The sequence below is a fragment of the Desulfogranum mediterraneum DSM 13871 genome (genome assembly GCF_000429965.1).
Lineage (GTDB): Bacteria > Desulfobacterota > Desulfobulbia > Desulfobulbales > Desulfobulbaceae > Desulfogranum > Desulfogranum mediterraneum.
In genome coordinates this window covers 40,087-58,535 of sequence record NZ_KE387005.1, presented here as the reverse complement: position 1 = coordinate 58,535, position 18,449 = coordinate 40,087, and the positions used below count along the sequence as shown (strand labels likewise).

The 18,449-nt window shown below is 56.4% G+C and carries 15 protein-coding genes and 1 tRNA gene; 12 read left to right on the top strand and 4 right to left on the bottom strand.

Features of this window, described 5'->3' with window-relative positions; translation table 11 throughout:
• Positions 1-86: 86 nt before the first annotated feature.
• Entirely contained in the window at positions 87-485 is a 399-nt protein-coding gene (locus G494_RS0116895; protein WP_028585454.1) for a hypothetical protein, read from the bottom strand.
• A 699-nt stretch (positions 486-1,184) separates the two neighbouring features.
• Between G494_RS0116895 and G494_RS25745 the strand changes: the two genes are divergently transcribed.
• From G494_RS25745 to G494_RS0116855, 7 genes are all read left to right on the top strand, one after another.
• Positions 1,185-3,047, top strand: a complete 1,863-nt coding sequence (locus tag G494_RS25745) for a pentapeptide repeat-containing protein (protein WP_051305813.1) — start codon at positions 1,185-1,187, stop codon at positions 3,045-3,047.
• 117 nt (positions 3,048-3,164) lie between these two features.
• Positions 3,165-3,437, top strand: coding sequence for a 30S ribosomal protein S20 (gene rpsT, locus G494_RS0116880; RefSeq protein ID WP_028585453.1), 273 nt, complete (start codon positions 3,165-3,167; stop codon positions 3,435-3,437).
• Between the two features lie 111 nt (positions 3,438-3,548).
• Positions 3,549-5,033 carry an anthranilate synthase component I gene (gene trpE, locus G494_RS0116875; protein WP_028585452.1) on the top strand — a complete coding sequence of 495 codons (1,485 nt, stop codon included), beginning with the start codon at positions 3,549-3,551 and terminating at the stop codon, positions 5,031-5,033.
• 2 nt (positions 5,034-5,035) lie between these two features.
• Positions 5,036-5,647, top strand: coding sequence for an anthranilate synthase component II (locus tag G494_RS0116870; RefSeq protein ID WP_028585451.1), 612 nt, complete (start codon positions 5,036-5,038; stop codon positions 5,645-5,647).
• Between the two features lie 32 nt (positions 5,648-5,679).
• Entirely contained in the window at positions 5,680-6,714 is a 1,035-nt protein-coding gene (gene trpD / locus G494_RS0116865; protein WP_028585450.1) for an anthranilate phosphoribosyltransferase, read from the top strand.
• Between the two features lie 19 nt (positions 6,715-6,733).
• On the top strand, positions 6,734-7,498 hold the full coding sequence (trpC, locus tag G494_RS0116860) for an indole-3-glycerol phosphate synthase TrpC (RefSeq protein WP_028585449.1): 765 nt from the start codon (positions 6,734-6,736) through the stop codon (positions 7,496-7,498).
• Complete coding sequence (locus G494_RS0116855; RefSeq protein WP_028585448.1) at positions 7,495-8,166, top strand: phosphoribosylanthranilate isomerase; 672 nt, start codon at positions 7,495-7,497, stop codon at positions 8,164-8,166. The genes trpC and G494_RS0116855 overlap by 4 nt, the downstream gene beginning before the upstream one ends.
• Positions 8,167-8,329: 163 nt before the next feature.
• Here the strand turns inward: G494_RS0116855 and G494_RS0116850 are convergent, their stop codons facing one another.
• Both G494_RS0116850 and G494_RS0116845 read right to left on the bottom strand, forming a co-directional pair.
• Positions 8,330-9,163, bottom strand: coding sequence for a septal ring lytic transglycosylase RlpA family protein (locus G494_RS0116850; protein WP_028585447.1), 834 nt, complete (start codon positions 9,161-9,163; stop codon positions 8,330-8,332).
• Between the two features lie 12 nt (positions 9,164-9,175).
• Positions 9,176-10,645, bottom strand: coding sequence for a cytochrome c3 family protein (locus G494_RS0116845; RefSeq protein WP_153305927.1), 1,470 nt, complete (start codon positions 10,643-10,645; stop codon positions 9,176-9,178).
• 76 nt (positions 10,646-10,721) lie between these two features.
• On the opposite strand from G494_RS0116845, the gene G494_RS0116840 reads away from it, so the two are divergent.
• Both G494_RS0116840 and G494_RS0116835 read left to right on the top strand, forming a co-directional pair.
• Positions 10,722-10,798: transfer RNA gene (locus G494_RS0116840), tRNA-Thr, on the top strand.
• A 374-nt stretch (positions 10,799-11,172) separates the two neighbouring features.
• Positions 11,173-13,056 (top strand): bifunctional acetyl-CoA hydrolase/transferase family protein/GNAT family N-acetyltransferase, encoded by a 1,884-nt coding sequence (locus G494_RS0116835; protein ID WP_035247264.1) that lies wholly within the window; start codon positions 11,173-11,175, stop codon positions 13,054-13,056.
• A gap of 311 nt (positions 13,057-13,367) precedes the next feature.
• Here the strand turns inward: G494_RS0116835 and G494_RS0116830 are convergent, their stop codons facing one another.
• Positions 13,368-14,309 (bottom strand): hypothetical protein, encoded by a 942-nt coding sequence (locus G494_RS0116830; RefSeq protein ID WP_153305926.1) that lies wholly within the window; start codon positions 14,307-14,309, stop codon positions 13,368-13,370.
• A gap of 1,119 nt (positions 14,310-15,428) precedes the next feature.
• Here G494_RS0116830 and G494_RS0116820 point away from each other — a divergent pair.
• The 3 genes from G494_RS0116820 to G494_RS0116805 all read left to right on the top strand — a co-directional run bounded on the left by G494_RS0116820 (position 15,429) and on the right by G494_RS0116805 (position 18,436).
• Positions 15,429-16,937 carry an APC family permease gene (locus tag G494_RS0116820; RefSeq protein WP_028585443.1) on the top strand — a complete coding sequence of 503 codons (1,509 nt, stop codon included), beginning with the start codon at positions 15,429-15,431 and terminating at the stop codon, positions 16,935-16,937.
• A gap of 462 nt (positions 16,938-17,399) precedes the next feature.
• The gene (locus G494_RS0116810) at positions 17,400-17,861 is read left to right on the top strand and encodes a pyridoxamine 5'-phosphate oxidase family protein (RefSeq protein WP_028585441.1); all 462 of its coding nucleotides are present in this window, start codon (positions 17,400-17,402) and stop codon (positions 17,859-17,861) included.
• Between the two features lie 278 nt (positions 17,862-18,139).
• Positions 18,140-18,436, top strand: coding sequence for an STAS domain-containing protein (locus tag G494_RS0116805; protein WP_028585440.1), 297 nt, complete (start codon positions 18,140-18,142; stop codon positions 18,434-18,436).
• Positions 18,437-18,449 lie beyond the last annotated feature (13 nt).

The following is an 18,449-nucleotide window of genomic DNA, read 5'->3' as shown; positions in this document are numbered from 1 at the left end:
TTCATAGCTTACCAGGCCCCAGCCATTCATTGGCTGGGGCCTTTTTCGTGCCCTGCACCCGGGCCCATGCAGGTGACCAGGGGAACTCAGAGCTGACGCCCATGGAAGATCGAGTAGTAGCGGAAACGACCGGTGGCGTGGGAGGTGATCCCGGACAGGAAGATGATGGCCAGGATGGCCCAGCTGCTGGTGGTGTCGGTGTGGAAGAGGAGGCCCAGGATCAACAGCTTGACCAGGATGAAGAAGCCCCGGTTTTGGAAGAGGTGCTTGCCGTTGCTGTAGAGGTCGGCAGCCAGCATCAGGCCACCGCTCACCGCCGTGAGCAGGTACCAGGGAGCGAGCTGGTCAGGCTCTACCATGAAGTAGAGGCCTCCGGAGTAGACTGCTGCGGCGCAGAGGTGGCCACTTCGTAAAAGGACGTTGCTCCAGCGTTTGCCGGGAAAGGTCCTTGATTCCGCGGGAAAGAGAAGCGTGTGCAAGGACATGGGACCGTTCTGGCTCCTGGGGAAAAGGGGATCTGGTGGTTCTCAGCTGCTGCTGTCTCACGGCCACTTTGAAAAATTGGACTTTTTGATCAGGGTCAAGGCGGCCGATACATTTTATCGCAGGCATATGGATGATATGGTGATATGCCGAGGATAAAATTTTCAAGCGCAACGCAGAGACTGGAAGAAAAAGCAACTTTTGAAGGTGGACTCAAGGGATATACCCCCATCCTCTACCAGCCGTCAATGGCTTTTTGACCATGTTTCCAGGTTCCTGACTACGGGCCTGCTCAGCCAGTGGGAGGCCGGGGAGAATCCTTGGTCTCAGTCTGGGTTTTTTCAATAAAAGGGCGTTGTTTCAGTTGGATGAAGAGTAAGGCTACCACGTCTCCTGCCGGGCCGGACCAGCGTCTGCCCGGGAGGGAGCCCCGGCTGCTGACCAGATCCTTACTCCTATGGGTGTGAAGATTATTGCCCCTTGGTCACTTGTCGGGTAAAGAGTCAGAGCAAAGGGCCTTTGCGTGGCTTGCCCGGCGGACTTCGGGGGAGTGTCTCTCCCGGTGCTGGGACGCCTTCGGGAATGGCTCTGGAGATGGTTAGGGACATCCAAATCAGAAGATTGGTGTTGTAACTGGCAGCGACCTCTTTGCGCCGCCCCTGTCCGGGGACGGCCTGCTGGAATACTTTGTGGAGTATCTGATGAAATATTCGCTTTTTGCGTTTTCCTGTCTGGTGGTCGGCGGCCTGGCAGTGGGTGTCTCTGCGGCACCCCTGGGTTCAACCCGTCCGCCTGTTCAGGAAAATTTTAAACAACTGGTCGCCACCCGGCAATGCCCTGGTTGCGATCTGGCCGGTGCGGTGATGACCCGAATGGATCTGGCCGGTGCCAACCTGGCCGGGGCTAACCTTGCCGGGGCAAAGCTCTTTCTCGCCGATTTATCAGGGGCTAACCTGCAAAACAGTAATCTCCAGGGCGCTGCCCTGGGGGGGGCCGATCTGGCCGGTGCCGATCTGCGGGGTGCCAATCTGACCGGTGCGGTACTTGAGGGTGCCTTTCTTGATACGGCCCTCATTGACGGTGCCATCGTCACCCGACGGCAGGAAGAGGGTGATGATTTTTCCGGCAGCGGCGAGAAGGTCCATGTACCCGAGGCGTCCAGGTCAAAGAGGGTTCCCTATACCCAGGAGGTGGGGATGGAGCCCTCCCCGGGCGCTGCGGATGAGGTCGAGGAGCCGTCGTCCCCTCAGCGGGCCGCGCTCTCGGCGGCTCGGCAGCCAGACGCTCCTGTCGCCCGATCTCAAGCTGTTCAGCCTGTTCCAGGAGTCTCTGCCGAGCAGGATCGACCCAAGCAGAGTGGGTTGATGGCCGCCGCCGTTGTCCCGGCCGCTGCGGTCATCACACCGGCCAGGAGCAGCGAGTCGCCTCCAGCAGCTGTGGCCGCGGAGCTCGTCTTGAAGGAGGAGAAGAAACGCCAGGCTGTGCAGCCTGAGCTTGTCCGGCCGCCTGTGCCCCGGGAGGCGCATCCCCCTGCAGAACCGGACGCTCTCGGTGAGCTGAAGGTGCTGCCCGCAGGGATTAAAACCGGGCCAGCCCAGGCCCCGGAGGTCTCAGGGGAGAGGACGGCAAAACAGCCAGCTGCCAGTGATGGGCAGCTTACCGTTGTGGAGGCTGCAAGGGGCAAGGTGCCCGTGGCAGGAGGGCTCACTGGAGTCGTCCCCGTTGAAACCAGGCAAGCGGTTCGGGCAGGCGCTGCCCCGGCCGGAGAAGAGCTGGCGCCTCTTGAGCCGGTGGCAGAACCGGTGACGGAAGAGGTGACAGAAGAGGTGGCGGTCTCCAAGGCCCTGCCAGCGACCCCCGATGGGGTCAGCAACATGGAGGAGTTCATCGTTGCAGAGGAGCGTGCACCGGGAGAAGAGCCCGCCCCAAAGCCCGCTGTTGAGGGCGATATCCCCCGGGCCGTGAGCCTTGCCGAGATGGCTGCCCAGTCAAAGCGTAGGACCAGTCAAGAGGCAGCCGTCCGGCTTCCCCAGGATAAGGCGGTTAAGCCGCCGGCTTCCTCCACTGCTCCCGGGGCGGGAGGGAACCAAGAGGGGGCTGCGCCCCTGTCGGTGAGCGGACTGCTTGCCGGCGGAGAGGCAGGGCAGGGGGCCGGAGCCAAGGAGGCTTCGCCGCAGGCGGTGTACACCGTTGAAACCCCGGATCAGGCCCAGGCCAGAGAGGCGCGTCTCATTGAGCGCTTATTTGATGAGGAACGCTGTGTAGAGTGCAACCTGAGTGGGCTGGATTTAAGCGGTAAGGGCTTTAAGAAGATGGACCTGGAGCGGGTCAACCTGAGCCGGAGTACGCTTCAAGGCGCGGATTTTCGTGGTGCCAATCTGAAGGGAGCCAACTTTCAGGGGGCTGACCTGCGGGACGCTGATTTTCGGGAGGCAGACTTATATCATGCTGATTTTACAGAGGCTCAACTCGGCGGAGCCCGCTTCGAAGAGGCCCTGGTCGACTCGGCTGATTTCAGCAGAGCCACCGGCCTGGTGCTGGGAGAGGAGCAGCAGGGCGAGTGAAATAATCTCAGGTAGTCGGTAATAATCTTGACAAAACAATCTGGTTTCGTTATTTAACAGGGTTTAAATTTCACTATTTCATTTGAGATATGTACAATAAGGAGTTAGGAGTAATTCATGGCCAATCATAAGTCTGCGCTCAAGAGAGACCGTCAATCGAAAGTTCGTCGCCTGCGTAACCGCATGAACAAATCAACAATGAAAACCGCCATTCGTAAGGTTGAGGAAGCTCTTGTTGCCGGTTCTGAAGAGCAGGCCAAGGATGCACTCCAGTCTGCCATTCCCGTGATCCAGAAGACTGCGACCAAGGGAACCATTCATAAGAATACGGCATCAAGGAAGGTTTCTCGTCTCACCAGACGGGTGAACAACATGCAGCCGCTTGGATAAGGTGGAAACAGCGTTATCCCCTTCACAGCCTTGCAGATGAAAAAAGCCATGGAAGCCGAGTGCTTCCATGGCTTTTTTTTATTGCGCCTACTATTATAACTCGTTGAAATTATGTATTTTCCCGAAAAGAATGATTTCGTAGGGATGCTGGATAGCGCCGATCTGGTGCCGGTCCATCGGAAAATCGTCGCTGATCTTGATACCCCGCTGACCATCTTTGCCAAGGTCGCCGGCCAAGACCCACACGCCTTTCTCTTTGAGTCCATGGAAGGTGGGGAAAAGTGGGGGCGCTATTCCTTTATCGGCATGGATTCCCTGGTCACCTTTGAGAGCGTCAAGGATCAGGTGCGTTGGACCTATCCCGGTCGGAAGGAAGAGAACAGGGTAGAGAACGGGGCCCAACCCCTGGATGAGCTGCGGCAGCTGCTGGCCTCCTTTGAGGTGAGCGACGCCCCCGGGCTTCCCCGTTTTTACGGTGGTGCAGTAGGTTTCCTCGGTTATGATATGATCCGTTTTATTGAGGATATTCCCGATCGCCATGCCCCCTCGGGATTTCCGGACAGCTCCTTCATGGTGCCCGGGGTGGTCTTGATCCACGATTCGGTGGAGCAGACCCTGACCATCGTCTGCAACCTCTGGCAGCAGGATGGGGAGGACGCTGAGCAGCTCTACCAGCAGGGATGTCAACGGATTGAGGAGCTGGTCGCCGCCATCCACCAACCGGTTCCCCCTGACCTGATCCGCCAGCATGCGGTTGAGCCCCATGTCTTTTCCTCCAACATGGAGCAGGAATCCTTTGCCGCCATGGTGGAGCAGGCCAAGGAGTATATCCTGGCCGGAGACATCATCCAGGTGGTCCTCTCCCAGCGTTTTCATGCCCGTTCCCAGCTCAACCCCTTCACCCTCTACCGGGCCCTGCGCCATATCAACCCCAGTCCCTACCTCTTCTATCTCCGTTGCGGTGAGCTGATCCTGATCGGTTCCTCTCCGGAGATCCTGGTACGTCTGGAAAATGAGGCCATCGAGCTGCGGCCCATTGCCGGGACCAGGAAGCGGGGTGCCACTCCGGAGGAAGACCTGGCCCTGGAAGAGGAGCTGCTGGCCGATCCCAAGGAACGGGCAGAGCACCTGATGCTGGTGGACCTGGGGCGAAACGATGTGGGCCGGGTGGCCCGGGCAGGTTCGGTTGAGGTCAAGGACCTCCTGGTCATCGAGCGCTACAGCCATGTGATGCATATCGTCTCCGGGGTGGAGGGGAAGCTTGAGCCGGGCAAGGATCAGTTCGATGTCATGGAGGCCTGTTTCCCGGCAGGTACCGTCAGCGGCGCCCCCAAGATCCGGGCCATGGAGATCATCGATGAGCTGGAGACGGAAGGGCGGGGCCCCTATGCAGGTGCGGTCGGCTATTTTGGCTTTTCCGGCAACATGGACTTCTGCATCACCATCCGTACCTTCATTCTCCAGGAGGACAACCTCTGGATTCAGGCCGGTGCCGGCATCGTGGCTGACTCGGATCCGGCCAGTGAATATGAAGAGACCATTAATAAATCCATGGGGCTGCGCCGGGCAGTAGAGCTTGCAGAGAAGGGGTTATAGTCGTGATTGTACTCATCGATAACTACGATTCGTTTACCTATAATATCGTCCAGATGCTGGCCACCCCCCTGCCCGATGCTCCGGCCTCCTGGCAGCCACCGGCCATGAAGATCTTCCGCAACGACAAGGTGCGCCTTGCCGAGATTCAGGCCCTCAACCCTGAGCGTTTGCTGATCTCTCCCGGCCCCAAGACCCCGGATCAGGCCGGTATCTCCATGGAGGCGATTGAGGCCTTTAGCGGCCGGATACCTATCCTGGGGGTCTGCCTGGGCCATCAATCCATAGCCCAGGTCTTCGGCGGCAAGGTGATTCGGGCGAAGCGCCTGATGCACGGCAAGACCAGTCCGGTCCACCATGATAACCGTGGTATCTTCACCGGCCTGAGCAACCCCTTTGAAGGCATGCGCTATCACTCCCTGATTGTGGAGGAGTCAAGCCTGCCGGAGTGCTTTGAAGCCTCCGCCCATACAGACCAGGGCGAGTTGATGGGCTTGCGTCACCGGGAGTTGCCCATCGAGGGAGTTCAATTTCATCCGGAATCGATTATGACCAGGGAGGGGATGCAGCTGTTGCATACCTTTCTCCGTCCGGACTATGAGCAACTGCTCAGATAACACGCTCTTTGCCCAAGAAAAAAGGATCTAAGATGATACGAAAAGCAATCAGCATGCTCATCGAGCAGAGCGACCTCAGTGAAGCCCAGATGATCGAGGTGATGGAGCAGATTATGGGTGGTGATGCCACCCCTGCCCAGATCGGTTCCTTTATCACCGCCCTGCGGATGAAAGGCGAGACCATTGATGAGATTGTCGGCGCGGTCAAGGTGATGCGCGCCAAGGCCACCTTTGTCGATACCGGGGTGGATACCTCCACAGGACTGTTGATGGATATCGTGGGCACCGGCGGTGATGGTTCGGGCAGCTTCAACGTCTCCACCACCACCAGCTTTGTGGTGGCCGGGGCAGGTATCCCCGTGGCCAAACACGGCAACCGGGCGGTTTCTTCCAGCTGCGGCAGCGCCGATGTGCTCGAGGCCCTGGGTGTTGATCTGACCATGGCGCCGTCTGAGGTCGGGCGCTGCGTGCAGACCATCGGCATCGGCTTCCTCTTTGCCCCCATGCTCCATGGCGCCATGAAGTACGCCATCCAGCCCAGGCGGGAGATCGGGATCCGCACCATCTTCAACGTGCTCGGTCCCCTGACCAACCCTGCTGGAGCCAATGTGCAGCTCACCGGTGTCTTTGCCCGGGAGCTGACCACGGTTCTGGCCGAGGTCCTGGTGCGTCTGGGGATGAAACGTACCCTGGTGGTCTGGGGTGAGGGCAACCTGGATGAGCTGACCATCGGCGGGACCTCCTATATTGCCGACGGCCATGACGGCCAGGTCAGCTCCAGCACCGTTACCCCGGAAGAGGTCGGCCTGCAGCGTGCCGGTATGGAGGCCATTCGTGGCGGACGTACCCCTGAAGAGTCAGCCGAGATGGTCCGTTCGGTCCTCCGGGGCACCCCTGGCGCAAGGCTGGATATGGTACTGCTCAATGGCGGAGCGGCCCTGCTGGCAGCAGACAAGGTCGCTGATCTCCGCCAGGGGGTGGCCATGGCCAGGGAGATCGTTGCCTCTGGTGCCGCCCTGGAAAAACTTGATCAACTGGTTGCCTTCTGCAACCAACAGCAGAGCTGAACAGCAGAGACCTAGAGTTATGATACTGGATACCATTGTTGCCAGAAAACGTGAAGAGGTGATGGAGCTCCGCCTCCATGGGGTGGTTCGTCCGCCGGCAGAGATCGATCCCCCCAGAGGATTCATGGCGGCCCTGACCGCGGATCCCGGGGTGGCGATCATCGCCGAGGCCAAGAAGGCCTCACCCTCCAAGGGGGTGATTCAACCCGATTTTGACCCCGTGGCCATCGGCCAGCACTATCAGCAGGGCGGGGCCCGGGCCATCTCGGTGCTCACGGATGTGGATTTTTTCCAGGGCGCCCTGGCCTATATTCCCCTGGTCCGTAATGTGGTGGAGTTGCCGGTGCTGCGCAAGGATTTCATCATCGATCCGCTCCAGATCGAAGAGGCCAGGATGGTGGGTGCCGATGCCATCCTCCTGATTGCAGCCATCCTGGAGACCGAGCAGCTGCGCGACTTCCGCCTCCATGCCGAGAGTCGGGGCATGGACGTGCTGGTGGAGGTCCATGATGAGGCAGAGTTGGAGTCTGCCCTGAAGGCGGAGAGCAGGCTGATCGGCATCAACAACCGCAACCTCAATGACTTCAGCGTCAGCCTGGAGACCACCTTTCGGCTGCTGACCATGATCCCTGACTCGGTGCCCGTGGTCAGCGAATCTGGGATCGCCACCATCGACGATATGCTTCGCCTCAAAGAGCATGGGGTGGCTGCCGCCCTGATCGGCGAGAGCCTCATGCGCAACGGTACCCGGGGGACACTCCTGGAGGAGTTTGCATCGATATGAAACGTCATCGCAGGACGCGGATAAAGATATGCGGCATCACCCGCCTTGATGATGCCCTGGAGGCCGTGGAAGAGGGGGTGGATGCCCTGGGTTTTATCTTCTACGAGGGAAGTCCCCGTTTCATCGACCCTGAAGAGGCCAAGCTGATCATCGAGCAGTTGCCGCCCTTTGTGGGCACTGTCGGGGTCTTTGTCGACAAGAAGCGCAAAGAGGTGGAGGAGATCGTCGAGTACTGCTGTCTGGATTACGTCCAGCTCCACGGCAGCGAGTCTCCCAAGTACTGTGAACGGTTGGCCAGGCATGCCGCACCCTGTCAGGTTTTAAAGGCGCTGCGGGTCGGTCCCGAACTCAGCGCCGAAACCGTTGCCGTCTACAGCCCCCATGTCAAGGGCTTTGTCCTGGACACCTATTCACCCCTTGCCGTGGGTGGTACGGGCACAGCCTTTGACTGGAACCTGATCGAAAAGCTGGAGCTGCAAAAGCCCTTTCTCCTGGCCGGGGGCCTCAGTCCCGACAATGTCGAGAGCGCCCTGACCACGGTCCGTCCCTACGGGGTGGATGCCAACTCAGGCCTGGAGACCGAGCCCGGGGTCAAGGACCATGGCCTGATCCGGAGTTTTATCCGCAAGGTTCGAGAGTTGGAAAACAGCGCCCTGCTGGCTGACTGATCAGCGCTGGGCTTTCATCCAAGCTCAGCACAAGGCAGACAGCGAGTGGCTGGCAGAGGCTGCTGCCCACTTTCGAGGATATTTTTTTTGCAGATTCGGCCGGGAATGGCTCTACTACACCATGGCTCTACTGCACCTTTAGGCCGCTTTTTCGTGGCCAGGGCTAGCGAGCCAGGACCAGGGCATCGGGATAGCCGTTGGCCTCCAGGTACTGCTCATAGGCCTTGACCTTGGCCAGAGAGGTGCCGGCAAAGATCATCACCCGGTAGAGGTTCATCCCGGCAGCCGGGTACTGCTGGATCACCACATTCCTGCCCTGGTCGGCAAAGGTCCTGGCCAGCTTCCTGGCCTTGCTCAGTTCCACAAAGGCCCCGGCCTGGACATAGAACCTGCCCTGGTCAAGGTCCTTGTCCGGCACTCCTTCTGCGGCCCGACCGGGCACCGGCTGGCGCGCCACAACCGTCTTCTCCTGAGGTTCAGGGGCCTGCTCTTGATCACCCAGGGCGATGATTTCCACGCTGGCGGTGCCGTTCTTGATCATCCCCAGCTCCTTGGCGCTGGTATAGGTCAGATCGATGATCCGGTTCTTGGCAAAGGGGCCGCGATCGTTGACCCGCACCACCACCTTCCTCTTATTTTCCAGATTTTTTACCAGGAGCATGGTTCCCATGGGCAGGGTCTTATGGGCAGCTGTGCTCCCGTACATATCATAGGTCTCCCCGTTGGCGGTCTTGCGGCCATGGAACTTCTTGCCATACCATGAGGCCCGCCCCTGTTCCTGGTAGCCCTTGGCAGAGGGGATGGGGTAGTAGCGGACGCCCTTGATCACATAGGGCCGCTGGGTGGGGGCAGCGTACTTTTTGCCTGGTTTGGCGGGCTTGGCCTGTTCCCTCCGGCTCAGGGTCTCCCGCTCGCTGCAGGCAGAGAGGAACAGGAGCGTGATCAGCAGCAGCCACCAGGCGGTGGCCGGTCGGGTAGGGGAACCAGGAGAGATCATGGGCTTGGCCGTTCAGGGTTTATCAGGGAGCAGGTGCTGGAAACGATCTCTGTAAAACAGCCCGGCTGCCCCGGTGGTGTGGGGGGTGTAGGGGCGGAGGCCGTCATCTCCACCCCTGATGTTGTCAAAGAGGACCGATTCATCTTCATCCACCATGGAGAGGCGCAGGTCCAGGATAGGGCGAAAGACCTTGATGATCCCGTCCGTATCCCGCCGTACCACCATCGCCTCCCAGCGGCGTTGGCCAAAGCCCTTGTACCAGATTCCGGGGCTCAGCTCACCGCTGATGCCATCGGCCATGGCCGGAGCCCGTTCATCCTCCTCGCTGTAGAGGTTGTGTTCCAGCAGCGATTCCAGCTCATAACTGCCCTGGACTGTTAAGCGTTCCCAGGGATCGTAATCCTCCGACTCCGAGCGGAGCAGATGGGTGACCTCGTCGTTGAAACTCCACTGGCCATGGCAGACCTGGCAGGCCACCTGCTTGGCGTACTGCTCATGGGCCGGGTCGCTGAGGCGTGGCACCTGGTGCTGTTTCCCGGATATGGTGCCGGTTACAACCAGTTGCTCATCGATTACCTGCAGTCCGGGCAGGGCTGGAAGCGGCCTGCCGGCCTGCCAGGCGTGGCAGCTGGCGCAACTGAGCGCGGTCTGCTGGGGGGGCGGCTGGTCATGGCCGCTGCTCGGGTGGCAATCGGTGCAGAATAAGCCGCGCTGCTGATGGATATCCGGTGCCAGGTTGAGCTGCTCCACCCCATAGGGCCGCAGGTAGGGCTTGCGGTTGGCATAGGGGGTGCGGTACTCCCAGTTATAGTCGTTTTCAAAGGTGCCGTAGAAGTCGCTGCCCACGTAGTTGCCGTAATGGCAGCTCAGGCATTGTCGCTTGCCTGGAGGGCTGAAGCGGTGGGATTGGAGCCGACTGTTTTCAAAGCGCAGATGACAGGCTGCGCAACCGGTGCCGTGGCCCACATAGGGGTAGGGGTCGCCCGGGGCGTAGAGATGGCAGCGCAGGCAGCGTTTGCGGAGCAGATCCTCGCTCAGGGCCAGGGGAGTGTCGATCTGCTCTCTCTGCGGGACCTGGGTGAGTGAGCTTAAGGGGCTGCTCGCGCCGAAATGAAAACGAACCGCGTTCACCTCGCGGGCCAGGGTGAAGTGGGGATTGGTGACCGCGGCGGCAACCTGGGACGGATGGCAGCTGCCGCAGCTGGCGGCCATCTGCTCGGGGTGGGCCGGTTGGGCGACCAGTCCGCTGTGGGCCTGCTCCCGGGTACTGCTGCTGTCGTCGCCCTGGTGGCAGACGGTGCAGGCCATGGCGTGGTTGGAGTCGGACACCATTGTCCGGTGGCAGCCCTTGCAGCCTTGAACAGTGACCTGGACAGGTTCCCCGGCATGGTCGGCTGTAACCGGTTTCCGGCTTGGCTCTTCAGAGCGGCAGCCGCAGAGGAGCAGGCCAATAATCAGCATAATGCCAAATTTCGTTTCCATAAACTTGACACCATACCATAAAGTTGCTACATCAATAAACCTCAAATTTCCTTCACCATTAGGTGATTGATCCCGAGCCGATATAGCTCAGTTTGGTAGAGCGGCTGATTCGTAATCAGTAGGTCACCGGTTCAAGTCCGGTTATCGGCTCCAGCATATCAAGGGCTCAGCTCCTCTACAAGAGAACAGCTGAGCCCTTCTTTTTTTCCCTACTTTAGGCAGAGCCCTCATTTCCCCGTTATTCCCTCTCTCTCCCTCCAGGTACCTTACTGTCCCAACGGCATCGTTGGTTCACCTCGGTTGGTCCGGAGGAGATCATCTCTGGACACATCGCCTTGAAATGAGCGAGACGTTTATCAAGCCTGAAGTTCAGGCGCGCGCTTGGACTGGATTCATTGTCGTTAAAAATGTAGTATATAAACAAGATAGGTTTTTGTGCTTCATGGTTGATGCTGGCGTGCTCTTTTTTAACCAATAACTTTCCTTGTCTATTCTCTCAATCTTCAGACAGGGGGGAGATACAGATAATGACGACTCAATACTGGGCAGATACCTACGTAGAAAAATCTGTCACTGCCCAAGAGGCGGTATCGCATATACGATCCGGGCAAATGGTTTTTATCGGCTCGGGATGTGGTGAACCGCAAAAACTGGTGCAGACCCTTGCCGAAAGTACTTCCCGACTCAATGGACTCGAAATTGTCCGTTTGTTCGGGCGAGAAACAGCCTCTTTGACCGCCATTGCGGACAGAACATCGGATACCAGTATAAATATCCGTTCAATCTATCTCGGCTCAGCGGAATCACCCAGGATTGCGAAACATAAGCGCTTTATCACGCCAATGAATATGTCCGATGTGCCGGCGCTCTTTACAACCCGCAAAATGCCTCTGAATGTTGCACTTGTCCAGGTCTCTCCGCCGGATGATTTTGGCTGGATGAGCCTGGGGATCTCCGTTGATGTGACCCTTGCCGCCGCCCGATCTGCCGATTATGTGATTGCCCAGGTGAATCCCCGGATGCCCCGGGTTATGGGACAAAGTTTTATTCATCTCAATGACGTTGATGCCATTGTTCACCATGAAGAGGAACTTCTTGTAGTGCCTCCGGCAAAGTTTTCACCGGATGCTGCCGCTACCATGGGCCAACTTATCGCACGGCAGATAGAAGATGGTTCCACTCTGCAGATTAATATAGATGCTGCTTCCCATGCAACAGTACAGGCGCTTGTGGACAAAAATGACCTCGGGATCCATTCCCAGTTTTTAACAGATGACGTCATGCACCTCTACGCCAGGGGCAATATCAATAATCGTAAAAAAGGTTTTAACGAAGGTAAGATGGTGGCTTCCATGGCCATCGGCAGTCACAACCTCTATGAGTTCCTCAATGACAATCCTGCCGTCGATTTCCATCCTTCCGATTATGTGAATAATCCCTTCAATATTGCACGAAATAATCGAATGGTATCCTTGAATGTTGCCCAATCCATGGACCTGACCGGTCAGGTTTCGGCCGAGGCCTCGGCAACGACTCGGTACGCAGGTGTTTCGGGTATTCCGGATTTTGTGAGAGGGGCTCGTCAATCACCTGGCGGTAAATCGATCATCATGATCTTTTCCACCACTGCTGGAAAAGATGGCCTTGTCTCCAACATCGTTCCTCACATTGGCCAAAATGCCGTTGTTGTCCCACGGGGCGATGTGCACTATGTGGTTTCCGAATACGGAGCAGTGAATCTCTTTGGGAAAAGCCTACAGGAGCGTGTGATCGCTATGATCAGTCTGGCGCACCCGGACTTTCGAGAAGAGCTTTTCGCGCATGCCAAGGAACAGGGTTTGATAGGAGCGCAACGCAATCTCGGGGAGGCGGAAAAGGCAGTTTACCCGGTTCGGTTGGAGGAAACCGTTACAATAGAAGGTAACGATGTCACTATCCGGCCATCCAAACCCGTCGATGGACGACGCATTCAGGAACATTTTTACAACCTGGCTAAAATGGACATTGTTTCTCGATTTTTCCACGAGAAGACCGTCTTTGGTATCTCTGAAGTGGAAAGCCGCTCCCAGGTCGATTATGTGCAGGATCTTGCCCTGGTAGCCGTTGTCGGTGAATTCGGCTTTGGCCGTGTTGTTGCCATCGGGGAAAGTATGAGGCTGAAAAACTCCAATATGGCAGAAGTGGCTTTCTCGGTGAGTAAAGACTATCAGGGTAAGGGGCTGGGACGGATTTTTCTCAAGAAGCTGGCTATTGCGGCCAGGGAGAACGGCATCGCAGGCCTGATGGCCATCACCATTCCAAGGAACAAGGCCATGATCCAACTTTTTAAAACGCTCCCTTATAAGGTAAAAACACAGTATGAAGATGGGGACGTTGTCCTGAGCTGTCGTTTTGATGAACTTGCTGAATAGGGCTGGTTTTTGGGCGGGCCCTGTGCGCGCTTGTAATTCCTTTCCAGGGAGCTCAGGGCTAGGTTGATTGATGTGGAGGCAGAGGCTGGCAAAGTTGAGACTACCTGGAAAAATTGTTTTTCCTTCCAGTCTCTGCGTTATGATAAAGGTTAAATCTTAGGAATATCAACCATCAACAGTATGGTTGTGGTGAAATGAATCGCGTGCCTTGAGCTGGATCTAAAAATAGCATTTTTCAAGCTACCCTAAAAACAACAGGGTGAGGAAGACGCGCTTCCTCACCCTGTCTGGTGTGCTCCTATCCAGGAGTGTTACGGAGCTAGATATTCAGTGGTGGCCACCGGGTAGAACCTGATCTTCAGCAACTTGGTGCCGTCATTGCTCACCAACTGGTCGGTGACAACCAGGTCTGCAATATTCAGGATCCACTCATTCTCATAGTATACCACAAGGCCTGCAGCTTCCATCTCAGCCAACCATCGATCAAATTCGGCCTGGTCGATCACTCCATCTCCGTTCCCGCCGTTTATGAGTGCATCATAGCTCAGAGGCACATCATCATTCGAAATCTCGCCGTCAAGACTGATATCCAGACTTGCATCAAACACATACCCTGTATACTTGAACAGGCTGCTGATATCCTTGGCTTTTGATTTGCCTTTACCCCCGCTGTTCTCGCTGTTGAAGCGGACAAAACCGATATCTGTAGCCTCATACACGTTGTCACCCACAATCAGGCCGAGTGCCAGCTGATCACTGTCCGGGCATTCGCTATAGGTGCCAAAGTCAGGATTGAGCGGGTCGGTATCGTTACATGCCTCTCTGACAAGGTTTGGATAAAGAATAACCGAGCTCTCCTTGTCATTATTGCCATTATTCGGTTTTCCCTTGATGTCGGCATAGACGTAGTATCCCTGTTGTTCGTAGGGGATTTGCACCTGGGCAGGATCACCGTCAAAGGCTTCTCCGCATCTATCCAGGGCAATCAGTTCTGTTACCGACGACTTCCTGTTGGTAATATAGCTGATGGTAGAATCACCATATTCACTGATAAACACCGAGCCGCCTCCTGAGCTCCCGTCACAGAGAAAATCGCTCTTGCCGTGGATATTGAGATTATAGTGGGCTCCGCTCGGGTACCCATTACTCAATGTAATAATATCCATGGGTTTTGCAGCCATAAGCGGAGTCACCGAACATGCTAGAAAGAGGGTGGAAAAGGTTAATGATTTTGAGATGATAGCTTTTTTCATGGGAGCCTCCGGTAATGATTTGTTCTTAGTCCAGCTAGTCACTGGGACTACTTTTTTCTAGTCATTGGAACTATGTTGGTTATTCAATCGGCATGCCACTGTGTGGCACTGTCGCTCTTTTTGGTAAGTAGCTAGGATGGAATAATAATCCTAGCTCAGGGAAATGAGAGAAAACGGAAGCATTGTAATTGAAATTACCAAACTGAATGTTCATGGAGGGGATCTCGCTGTCTTCCCCTGTTAAATTCATCCAGGTTCACGTCCGGAGGACGTTCTTCTCCTGTCGCGACACACCACCCTGAAGGTGTCAACTGACTGCAGGGCAATCAGAGAGGGTTCTTTGTTGGTCTTCGTGAAGATCAGGGAACTCCATCCCGTGAAGGAGGAATTGGCAGGATCGAGTCAGGGGAGGGTGGGGCGTAACACCATTGCTGTCGTTTTACAGCGGCCGGGAGAAAAAAAAGTACCTCGGGAAGTGTCTGCAGGGGGCCGCCCTGTGACCACAGTCTTTCCTTGGTAGGGGATTTGTCCGGAGCCGAGTCGGGTGTTTTTGTTAATGTGTTAATTTTGGGTTGTTTTTTTTGGTTGTTTTTCAGGGCGCGATAATGTCTCTCCAGCAGAGGCCTGTGGAACTGAGATCAGAAAAGAGGGGCGAGATATTTTTGGGGCATGGCATTGCCCGTATCGAAATCGGTCTGATCAGGCCTTGACTTTCATCAACTTTTATGATCTAAAATTCCCCATTGTCTTGATGGTATCGTCCTCAGGAAATAATAATATCGATTTTTCTGATATTTCAGACACCAGATATTAGGTATCAGATATCTGTTGTGTTGTGATCGTTTTTCCCCTGTAACAAATAAAGAGTGTTCAAGTTGGAGCAGCCAAAAGAGGTGGGGATTTCCTGAAGGGAATCCGGAGGGGGCGCTAAGCGTACCCTTGCAAAGCCGTCATCTTCGGGTGGGCAGGGGGAACAGTTGCAACTCGTCCGGGCGTGAGGACCCTGTTCGCTATTATTGTCAACGCCCTATTAACATCCTGTAACAAACCTTGTTTTTCGGAAGATTGTCTTTCCGGATTTGATATTTGAAGTGAACCTGTCAGAGAGGAACGTGTACGATGAGTCAGCAAGAACGGGTAGTCCTTGAAAAATCACTGAGTCCGGCCGGTGTGTTGGCACTGGCTATTGGCTCCATAATCGGTTGGGGGAGTTTTATTCTGCCCGGTACCATGATGCAGCAGGGCGGGCCGCTGGGCGCTACCCTGGGGATTGGTCTGGGCGGACTAGCCATGTTGGTCATTGCCAAAAGCTACGGCTATATGGTTGAAAAGGTGCCGGTCTCCGGCGGGGAGTTTGCCTACGCCTATAACGGTTTTGGCCGCTATCATGCCTATATCTGCGGCTGGTTTCTCACCCTGGGGTATCTCTCCATTGTGCCCTTGAATGCAACGGCACTCTCCCTGCTCGCTAAATTCATTGCCCCTGATCTCTTTACCAAGGGCTATCTCTATAGCTTGGCCGGCTCTAAAATTTATGCAGGGGAGGTGGGACTGGCCTCTTCGGCCATCGCGATCTTCGGTTACCTGAACTATCGCGGCTCCAAGGGGGTTGCCAATGTCCAGGTCTACATGGTCGGGCTGCTGGTAGCGGCGGTGTTCTTGATCGCAGGCGGTGCAGGCGTGGCCGATATCTCCCATTTCACCAACCTCTTGCCCGGCTTCAGCCCGGACGTCTCACCCCTTGCCGGTGTGGTCGCCATCCTGGCCATCGCTCCCTTTCTCTTTGTTGGTTTTGATACCATTCCCCAGGCAGCCGAGGAGTATGACTTTCCCCCTGCCAAGGCCAACAGGCTGATCATGATCTCCATCCTGGTGGGCGGCCTGATGTATATCCTGGTTCTCCTGGCCACAGGCGTGGTCTTTCCCTGGCAGGAACTGATCGCAGGCAACCATGTCTGGGCCACCGGCTTTGCCATGCAGGCTGCAGTGGGCAAGACCGGGCTTATCTTTCTGGTGGTGGCTATCTCCATGGGAATCTGTACCGGTATCAACGGCTTTTACATGGCCACCAGCCGCCTGCTGTTCAGCATGGGGCGGGCCAAGGTGCTGCCTGAGTGGTTTATCGGGGTGGACGAGAAAACCGGTGTTCCCAAAAATGCGGTCTTGTTCACGGCCACCCTGGCGCTGTTGGCCCCCTGGTTCGGGCGAAACGTGATCATCTGGGTGGTGGACATGGCCGCCCTGGGTACCGCCTTTGGCTATATGTATACCTGCCTGGGTGCCTACAAGGAGACCAAGAAGCCTGATGGAGCGCATGTGGAAATTCCCATCAAGAGCACCACAGCCCTGATGGGCGGCCTGATCTCCTTTGGCGTGCTGATGCTGCTCTGTGTACCCGGCAGCCCCGGCTTCATGGCCGAGGAATCCTGGTATGCCTGCGGCATCTGGGTGGCTCTGGGTACCCTGTTCTATCTTTCCCAGGCAAAGAGGTATAACAGCCTGCCTGGAGCTGAACTGGATTACCTGATCCTGGGCAAGGAATCGACCGAGTCCGCCTATCAGGACCTGGTCCAGGATGATGCTGCTGAACCGGTATACCAGCCAAGGGAGGTCGGAGGCTCGGTCTAGGCCCGCCCCCGTTCTTCCGGTTTTTCCTGCCCTACCCTGAAACGGGAAACAGGGGCAGGTGTCCAACCGCGCCTGCCAGGGTCAGGCTATCTGCTCTCTGTAGCGGCACCCATCTTCGACGCACCTGCTCCCCTTGGGAGTGGGTGCGTTTTTTTTTGCTGCGCCTTCCTGGCCAGGATCTTCAAGGGCAGGGCCTCTCTCGAGCACGGAACCCCTGATCCCTCCCGCTCCAGCCCCTTTCCGCTGATCACCGGAACAAAGGGCAGCAGCTCTGTTGTCTTCTCCGCAATCACAGGAGATGAGAGGAGTTGAGAGCCAGACTCTCCCTTTACCTGGAGCCGGTTCAGGACTAGGATGAGGCCATGACGGCAATGACGGCGGCAATGACAGCAAAGACGGTGGCAATGACAGGCAGCGAGGGCCCAACAGTGGGCATCCTGGACGATAGAAATGGAGGAGCTGATGAGACGTAAGGACAAGGAAATTAAGGATATCCAGCAGATTTCCCGTCTGATTGAAAAGTGCCGGGTGTGCCGCATCGGCATGGCCAAGGGGCAGTGGCCCTATATCGTCCCTGTTTCCTTTGGTTATGATGGCCAGGCGATCTTCTTTCACACCGCTGCCCAGGCCGGGATGAAGGGAGCGTATCTTGCCGCCAACAACCGGGTCTGTTTTGAGTTTGAATACGGGGTTGAACTCGCCCCTGATGAGCAGACGCCATGTGGATGGTCGTTTCGTTTTCAGTCGGTGATCGGTTTCGGCAGGGTTGAAGAACTTCACTCCAGGGAAGCGAAGGTTGATGGTCTGGCGGAGATTATGGCCCACTACTCGGACCAGAGCTGGGACTTTGCCGAGCTCCCCCTGCACGCGCTGCGGGTGTGGAAAATAACCATCGAGGAGATGAGCGGCAAGCAATCACTTTAGTCCACCTTGAAAAAAATCTTCAAGGTGGACTTACCTTTGTTGAAGAGTAAGGTCGCCCTGTTTCAGCCGCTCTGGAGGTGGTCAATTTTAGGTTGTCATTTCTACAGGGTGGTTTTGCTGCTTGTTGCCCGTGGTAGAGTTTGCTACTCTTGAGGATAACTTTCTTTGTTTGGGAGAGTGGCTTGAGGAGTGAGGATGTCCTTCAGGGGAGGCTGGCCCTCGCCCGGGGCGGAACGCTGAGCACCCTTGGAGGGGCAATCACCGGATTACGAAGGCATATGAGAAGATACAATCTACCGGAACGTTTTGACGTCAACAGTGCAGCCACGGTTGAGCAGGAGTTGCTTGAGATCGTGGAGGGTGAGCAGGTCGATCAACTGGTCTGTGATTTTTCAGAAACCGTCTACATCTCGAGCGCTGGCTTGCGGGTGATGTTGCTGGTCGTCAAGCAGCTGAAGAAAAAGAGCGGCAGCTGTCTGTTGTCCAGGATGCGACCGCCTGTTTTGCATATCTTTCAATCAGCCGGTCTTGACAAAATAATGGATATTGAAACCTCGGCTGAGCCAACCCCTTAAGATGGCCGCTTGT

Coding starts and splice junctions, on each gene's coding strand:
- G494_RS0116850 (WP_028585447.1), bottom strand. CDS start 9,163: ATGATCTCTCCTGGTTCCCCTACCCGACCGGCCACCGCCTGGTGGCTG.
- trpD (WP_028585450.1), top strand. CDS start 5,680: ATGATACGAAAAGCAATCAGCATGCTCATCGAGCAGAGCGACCTCAGT.
- G494_RS0116895 (WP_028585454.1), bottom strand. CDS start 485: ATGTCCTTGCACACGCTTCTCTTTCCCGCGGAATCAAGGACCTTTCCC.
- G494_RS0116820 (WP_028585443.1), top strand. CDS start 15,429: ATGAGTCAGCAAGAACGGGTAGTCCTTGAAAAATCACTGAGTCCGGCC.
- G494_RS0116830 (WP_153305926.1), bottom strand. CDS start 14,309: ATGAAAAAAGCTATCATCTCAAAATCATTAACCTTTTCCACCCTCTTT.
- G494_RS0116845 (WP_153305927.1), bottom strand. CDS start 10,645: ATGGAAACGAAATTTGGCATTATGCTGATTATTGGCCTGCTCCTCTGC.
- rpsT (WP_028585453.1), top strand. CDS start 3,165: ATGGCCAATCATAAGTCTGCGCTCAAGAGAGACCGTCAATCGAAAGTT.
- G494_RS0116835 (WP_035247264.1), top strand. CDS start 11,173: ATGACGACTCAATACTGGGCAGATACCTACGTAGAAAAATCTGTCACT.
- G494_RS0116855 (WP_028585448.1), top strand. CDS start 7,495: ATGAAACGTCATCGCAGGACGCGGATAAAGATATGCGGCATCACCCGC.
- trpE (WP_028585452.1), top strand. CDS start 3,549: ATGTATTTTCCCGAAAAGAATGATTTCGTAGGGATGCTGGATAGCGCC.
- G494_RS0116805 (WP_028585440.1), top strand. CDS start 18,140: ATGAGAAGATACAATCTACCGGAACGTTTTGACGTCAACAGTGCAGCC.
- G494_RS0116810 (WP_028585441.1), top strand. CDS start 17,400: ATGAGACGTAAGGACAAGGAAATTAAGGATATCCAGCAGATTTCCCGT.
- trpC (WP_028585449.1), top strand. CDS start 6,734: ATGATACTGGATACCATTGTTGCCAGAAAACGTGAAGAGGTGATGGAG.
- G494_RS25745 (WP_051305813.1), top strand. CDS start 1,185: ATGAAATATTCGCTTTTTGCGTTTTCCTGTCTGGTGGTCGGCGGCCTG.